Origin of the sequence: Nostoc sp. 106C, from assembly GCF_002154725.1 — a bacterium.
GTDB lineage: Bacteria > Cyanobacteriota > Cyanobacteriia > Cyanobacteriales > Nostocaceae > Aulosira.
In genome coordinates, this window is the sequence record NZ_MTAW01000104.1 from 125,646 (window position 1) to 131,750 (window position 6,105).

A 6,105-nucleotide genomic window follows, 5' to 3' on the forward strand; every position below is an offset into this window, starting at 1 on the left:
GTTCAGCAGCAATGCCTGGTTTTGGAGATATTGTTCAAAAAGCTTTTTACCTCGGTGTTGGGTTAGCTTCTTACGCGGGTGAGAAAGCAGGGGGAAAATTAGCGGAACTGCGATCGCAAGTCCAAAAACTGGCAGATGAGATGGTGGCAAAGGGCGAAATGACCACGGATGAAGCCCGTCGCTTTGTCGAAGATATGATGAAGCAAGCTCAACAGCCCCAATCATCTGGTGCGGCCACAGACAAAACACCGCCTGCTGAACCTCGCCGCATTGAAATTTTAGAGGAAGATGAAGAGCCAACGGTCAAAGATTCCTCAACCGATGATGTAGATGGATTGCGTGACCAAGTGCTAGAACTGCAAGAAGAATTAAAACGGCTACAACGCGATCAGTAGTCAATAGCAGCAATTTAGCAATCGTGCAAAACACAGTAAATTTTTGAATATACTTTATCTAGGATCTACCTAGTACTTCCAGCCAGGTCACACTGAGCGCTCTATTCATAGCCATTAAAGGCGTCAAGTTTATGGACAAGTGGCAGAAAGATTTGATGGACATTATTGAGACTGTGGCTGTTGAAGTAGAGCACTTTTTCCTCGGAATGAGTGACATGGTAGACGCTTTTTTAGAAATAACAGAAGAAATTACTGAACAAGTACAAACTACAATTGCCACTGAAGTTGACCAGTATTTACACGACCTAGCTGAACCAATGATGGAGGTTTACTGGGAACTAGAAGACGTAGTGGCAGATGTAGATCCGGGTTTTCCTTATCCAGTTGAACCGACACTAGAAAAAAACCCCGCCTGCGTTGGTTGCACTCACTACCACGGTCAAGTATATGGTGGTAATTTGTTAGTTTGTGCCATGCATCCCCACGGCTGGGATGATAACAATTGTCCAGACTGGGAACAGGAATAGGGACAAGGGAAAGGCGGGGAAGCAGGGATACAGGAAGGACAGAGAGGACAAGCGAGAAGTAACTAATAAGTCTTGACTCTTGCCTATTGCTGATTACCTATTACCTTTTCCCTCTGATAAATGACAACTGACAAATGACAACCGACAAATGACAACTGACACCAAAGAAATTAAGTACGGCGAACGCGAGATTGCAGAAGGACAACTAATTACTTTTCCGAATCCGCGTGTGGGTAGGCGATATGACATTAGCATTACTTTGCCGGAGTTTACTTGTAAATGTCCTTTTTCCGGCTATCCAGATTTTGCGACGATTTATATTAGCTACGTTCCTGATGAGCGTGTAGTGGAATTAAAGGCACTCAAGCTTTACATTAACAGTTACCGCGATCGCTATATTTCCCACGAGGAGTCTGCCAATCAAATTCTCGATGATTTTGTTGCTGCTTGCGATCCTTTAGAAGTAACGGTAAAAGCAGATTTTACTCCTCGTGGTAATGTGCATACAGTGGTGGAAGTTCGGCATCAGAAGCTGGTGAATCAGTAATAGCCTTTACTTAGAAATATTCTTTGTCGCAGACTGCACCTGAACTACTACTTTTTTAGACAAAGGAATATATCCCAGTTCCCCACTCGATTTTTGTCCTTCAGTCACAGCCCAGTCAAGAAAGTTTTTTAGCGCTTGGGCTTTGACTGAATCTTGATATTGTTTATAAGTTAAAAGCCAAGTGTAAGTGACAATTGGATAGGAATGAGCACTTGTAGGGTCGGCAATAAAAGCAATCAAGCTATTATTGGGTAATTTGACTGCTTCTAAGGTTTTAGCTACCGACTCTGGTGTAGGGATGATGTAATTACCAGATTTATTTTCTAAAGCCGCGACAGATAGTTGATTGTGTGTGGCGTAGACATACTCAACATAGCCAATAGCGCCTGGAGTTTGTTGAATTTGGGCAGAAACGCCTTCATTACCCTTAGCAGCAATTCCCACTGGCCATTCTACAGATCTACCAGCCCCGACTTTGTTCTTCCATTCTGGACTGATAGCACTAAAGTGTTGTGTCAAGACGCTGGTAGTCCCACTGCCATCAGTTCGGTGTACGACTTTAATTGGTAGATTAGGTAAATTTACTCCTGGATTAGCTGTTGCTATTCGAGGATCATTCCAATTCCTAATTTTTCCTAAAAAGATACTTGTGTAAACTAAGCGTGATAGCCTCAAACCATTAGGCAGATTGGGTAAATTGTAAGCTAGCACTATTGAACTGGCAGTCATAGGTAAAGCAATGACTCCCCTTTTTACTTGATCTGCTTGTTCATGTGTAATTCCCACATCACTAGCGGCAAAGTCTACAGTACCTTGAATGAGTTGTTGTACTCCTACACTGCTTCCTAGAGATTGATAGTTAATTTCTACATTGGGATTTCGTTGATTGTAATCTACAATCCAACGCTGGTATAAAGGTGCTGGAAAACTTGCTCCAGCACCCACAAGAGAAACAGTCTTGGTACTTCTAGAATCAGCAGTGCAGGATGCAACACTCAACGAAACAGCGATTAGGGGTAGAAGACAAGCCCATCGCTTAAATTGAAGTTGAGCAGACATACAAATCTTGAATTCCAACTTTTAATTGATAACCCTGGGAGTTCTCCAGGCTGATATCTGTACTTATGTAAAACGCAATTAATTTTAGAGCAACGAAAACTCTCATCAAAAAAGTTGTTAAAAGTTGTACTCAACTTTGAGCGTTAGGATCTGTGGTTTGATTACTCTAAATTGTGTTGTAACTTAACTAAAAGGTGATGACTAAACTTCATGAATTGGATGCTAGAGATCCTGTAGTCTTAGGTTCATTCTTATCTTCTAAATGATTACTCAACCGATCTAGAATATCCAATACTTGTTGTTCAAAAGCAACCTGAGCGCGATTAGTTTTACCACCCACAAAAAGGCGATCGCCTTTTTGTAATGCCCAAATTTGGGAGTGAGAAAAGTAACTCATCACCACACCCAGCATCAGTAAGGCAAATCCTGTGTAAACAATCGGGATACCAGGATCGACTTTAATTTGTAAGCCAGTACTGCCAATTACTTCAACAATTTTCAGCCTTACCCCATTAACTTGAGTAGACATTCCCGCACGCACAGTATCAATCAACTTACCAGTGGCATCGTAAATTAACACCATACCTTGTAAGTCTTTAGCTATTAAAGAAACACCTTCACTTAAATCTGGCTTGGTGGGAATCCATGTACCCCAGATACGTCCTGTACCATTGGTGTTCAATTGTGCCATTGGCAGTTGGAAAATGGGGCTGTTATTAAATTGAACGCGAACACCTGAGAGTCCCCAATCAGTTTGATAGAAAGTGACGCCATGATAACGCAGAGGTTGGTTGACAAAAATCTTTTTGTGGTCAACTTCTTGCCCCTGATTATTCAAAACAGACATATCTGAATAAAACTGGTCGATTCCACCAGCAGGGGTGTAGTCAATCCAAAACCGATTGACTCGCACAGACCAATCTTTCGGAACTTGGGATAATGCTAAAGGCCCCGCATCGATAATATTTTTCACTTGAAATGTATCGCCGCTGGGAACCATTTCTTGGGCAACAAACCCAGTCATCGCTCCCCAAATTCCTCCCAACAGAATCGTGACGATACCTACATGAACGATAATTGGGCCGATGCGTCCGACTATTCCCTTACGGGCATAGAGAATGTCATCTTTTTCTTGAAAAATTTTATAACGCTGGTTTTTTAATATTTGGGTAAGCGTATTTAAGGAACCAGTATCTAGTTCCGCACTCAAAGCTAATTTTTGAAATTGTCGGGGTTCATCGTAATATTTCCACCGTTGGGCAGCTTTTAAAGCCGGGAGTTGGCGAGTAAAAGTACAAGCAGTCAAGCTAGTGCCAAACAAAACCAGCAAACTTAGAAACCACCAAGTACGATATACATGGTCTAATCCCACTACTTGGATTACCTTCCAACTCAGGAAGCCAAATAAGGCTGGATGTTCTGGGTAGTTAGCCTGGTAAAATGCGGGTGACTGACCTTGTTCAATTACAGTACCGCTAACGCTAAAAAGGGCGATTAATAATAGTAAGGCGATCGCTAATCGTAAATCTGTAAGTATAGGTAAAAGCTCTCGCCGCAAAATTCGCCAAGGTAATGACCACCATCTTGATTCTGTGGTCGCTGAATTGTCTGTTGTCATTGCTTAAAAACTTCCAAAGGGAATCCGCGAAATTAAGGAAAACACACCAAAGCCTACCAACAACACACCGCTAACTGGATTAATCCAACCAGACCAGCGGCGCAACTCCAGCAGTTTTTTAATTGCAGCAGTAAAAGTACCTGCCAAAATTAAGGGTGTTACATAACCTGCTGTGTAAGTAATTAGCAAAACAGCGCCTAAAATTAAGTCTTGAGTATTCGCCACCCAACCCAGCAAGCTAGCCAAAACTGGTGTACTACAAGGTGACGCTACTAAGCCGAAAGTCAATCCAATTAAGTAGGAACGCACCCCAGGGGGTAAATCTTGCGAAATCCAATTCGTTTCGCCCAAGGACGGAAATTGCAGAGGTAGTGCTTCCAGTAGGTTTAACCCCATGAGAATAGCGATGATGCTGACAATAATCGGTAAACCCATTCCCACCTGACCGTAAACTTTGCCTAAAAAGGCTGCTACTATTCCCAATCCTGCTAATGTGGTTGCTAATCCCAGCGCAAACCAAGTTGATTGGGCTGCTGCTTGCAGACGGCTTTTCGCTTCATAGCCGCCGATATAGCCAATAGTAATGGGCAGCATAGAAAGCATACAAGGCGTCAGGCTGGTAAGGAGACCAGCCGCAAAAATAATGCCAATACTCACCACGCTGAGGTGTCCCAGTTGATTAGAGACAAGGGCATTGGCAAATTGTTCTAGTTTGTAAAGTTGGATTTGCAAAGTCTCAAGCATGGGGCATTATGAGCAAGAAATGCTTACTATGCTTGAATTTTAGCTTAGTTTGGGACTTTGGGTGGGACTAGACAGGAAGGCGATCGCTTCTTAAGGATGTTTTCTAGCCTTTCTCAACTCCCAAAAATTATTGTTTTCAATCCTTTGATTGCCACCATCGTTATCTGCTAGGATTTCTCAGCTTTATCTTGATTACTATTTCCTCGCAATCTAAGTTTAAGCTTTTGGATATTTTCAACAAAAATCTTTGATGTAACTATTATGAAAATATTTTCTATAAATAAAAATTGAAAATAAGAATATCGTGAAAAATTATAAATTAACATCCTAACAAATATTATTTTTTGTAGAATCTATGGCATAGACTTTACTATTATTTTTATAACTTATGCAAACTCAAAATATAGAACAGATATTTCAGGAAGTTTTAGATGATATCTATGATAAATATTTACCATCAAAACATTCCTTGTTCTCGCGTTTAACTCTATCGCCACCGGAAAAACTTCGTTCTCCAGATTTACTAGGACAAATCTACCTAAGATACCAAGCTGCTTGCCATGCAACTCGTGTGATGGTCTACTTTGTACCTCATCTAGATAGCCCAGCATTACGAGTGCGAAAGCTCAGAATTATCAGTGATGATGATAGTTTACAAGGTGGTGATACTCATCACTATCAACTAAGCCGAGCCTTTGCCAATATGGGCGCAAAGTTCATCATAAAAGATGAAGAATTTGGTAGTCTAGATGAATTGCAAAAAATCCTCGACCCCACTACCGCTAATTTTGTATCTTTAGTTGAGAAGATTTATCCTCAGTCTCTAGGACCTTGGTGCGTAATAGAAATGTTTGCTCATGATTGGATGCAAGCATTAATGAATTCCCTAGCTCATTGTTTTCCATTTATTGAGCAAGAGCAATACTTTGCTGAATGTTTCGATCGAGGTGTGGAAGAAAGACATGCCGAGGAAGCAAAAGAATTAACAAATATAATTCTGCATAATTCACCAAGATTATTAGAACCAACAATCGCAGGCGCAAAAATGATGGCTATTGAGTTGGATAGATTTTGGACGGGATTAGAAGAGTTATTACAAGAGAAGTAAGTTGACTCGTAAAAATTTCAGGTCTTTTCTCTGTGTCTTAGTGCCTTTGTGGGGCTTTGTTGCATGAAAGAAAAAGAAGACACACAAATCCACAATTGGAATTAAAA

Annotated in this window: 7 protein-coding genes; 4 read left to right on the forward strand and 3 right to left on the reverse strand. The window is 41.1% G+C overall.

Annotated features, from left to right (window positions below; all coding sequences use genetic code 11):
• Positions 1–11: 11 nt before the first annotated feature.
• The 3 genes from BV375_RS14245 (at position 12) to queF (ending at position 1,469) form a co-directional block, all read left to right on the forward strand.
• Entirely contained in the window at positions 12–395 is a 384-nt protein-coding gene (locus tag BV375_RS14245) for a phasin family protein (RefSeq protein ID WP_086761495.1), read from the forward strand.
• Between the two features lie 131 nt (positions 396–526).
• A complete protein-coding gene (locus BV375_RS14250) occupies positions 527–922 on the forward strand; it encodes a hypothetical protein (RefSeq protein WP_086689884.1) in 396 nt (131 codons plus the stop codon).
• Positions 923–1,070: 148 nt separating this feature from the next.
• Entirely contained in the window at positions 1,071–1,469 is a 399-nt protein-coding gene (queF, locus tag BV375_RS14255; protein WP_086761497.1) for a preQ(1) synthase, read from the forward strand.
• Positions 1,470–1,475: 6 nt separating this feature from the next.
• On the opposite strand, the gene pstS is transcribed toward queF, so the two are convergent.
• The 3 genes from pstS to BV375_RS14270 form a co-directional block, all read right to left on the reverse strand.
• A complete protein-coding gene (gene pstS / locus BV375_RS14260; RefSeq protein WP_086761499.1) occupies positions 1,476–2,528 on the reverse strand; it encodes a phosphate ABC transporter substrate-binding protein PstS in 1,053 nt (350 codons plus the stop codon).
• A gap of 208 nt (positions 2,529–2,736) precedes the next feature.
• Positions 2,737–4,146 carry a cytochrome c biogenesis protein gene (locus tag BV375_RS14265; RefSeq protein ID WP_086761501.1) on the reverse strand — a complete coding sequence of 470 codons (1,410 nt, stop codon included), beginning with the start codon at positions 4,144–4,146 and terminating at the stop codon, positions 2,737–2,739.
• A 3-nt stretch (positions 4,147–4,149) separates the two neighbouring features.
• On the reverse strand, positions 4,150–4,890 hold the full coding sequence (locus BV375_RS14270; RefSeq protein WP_086761503.1) for a cytochrome c biogenesis protein CcdA: 741 nt from the start codon (positions 4,888–4,890) through the stop codon (positions 4,150–4,152).
• Between the two features lie 388 nt (positions 4,891–5,278).
• Here BV375_RS14270 and BV375_RS14275 point away from each other — a divergent pair, with 388 nt between their 5' ends.
• Positions 5,279–5,998 carry a hypothetical protein gene (locus tag BV375_RS14275; RefSeq protein ID WP_086761505.1) on the forward strand — a complete coding sequence of 240 codons (720 nt, stop codon included), beginning with the start codon at positions 5,279–5,281 and terminating at the stop codon, positions 5,996–5,998.
• Positions 5,999–6,105: the final 107 nt, after the last annotated feature.

Bases quoted from the DNA above. Each gene is read 5' to 3' on its own strand.
- BV375_RS14245 (WP_086761495.1), top strand. From the start codon at position 12: ATGCCTGGTTTTGGAGATATTGTTCAAAAAGCTTTTTACCTCGGTGTT.
- BV375_RS14250 (WP_086689884.1), top strand. From the start codon at position 527: ATGGACAAGTGGCAGAAAGATTTGATGGACATTATTGAGACTGTGGCT.
- queF (WP_086761497.1), top strand. From the start codon at position 1,071: ATGACAACTGACACCAAAGAAATTAAGTACGGCGAACGCGAGATTGCA.
- pstS (WP_086761499.1), bottom strand. From the start codon at position 2,528: ATGTCTGCTCAACTTCAATTTAAGCGATGGGCTTGTCTTCTACCCCTA.
- BV375_RS14265 (WP_086761501.1), bottom strand. From the start codon at position 4,146: ATGACAACAGACAATTCAGCGACCACAGAATCAAGATGGTGGTCATTA.
- BV375_RS14270 (WP_086761503.1), bottom strand. From the start codon at position 4,890: ATGCTTGAGACTTTGCAAATCCAACTTTACAAACTAGAACAATTTGCC.
- BV375_RS14275 (WP_086761505.1), top strand. From the start codon at position 5,279: ATGCAAACTCAAAATATAGAACAGATATTTCAGGAAGTTTTAGATGAT.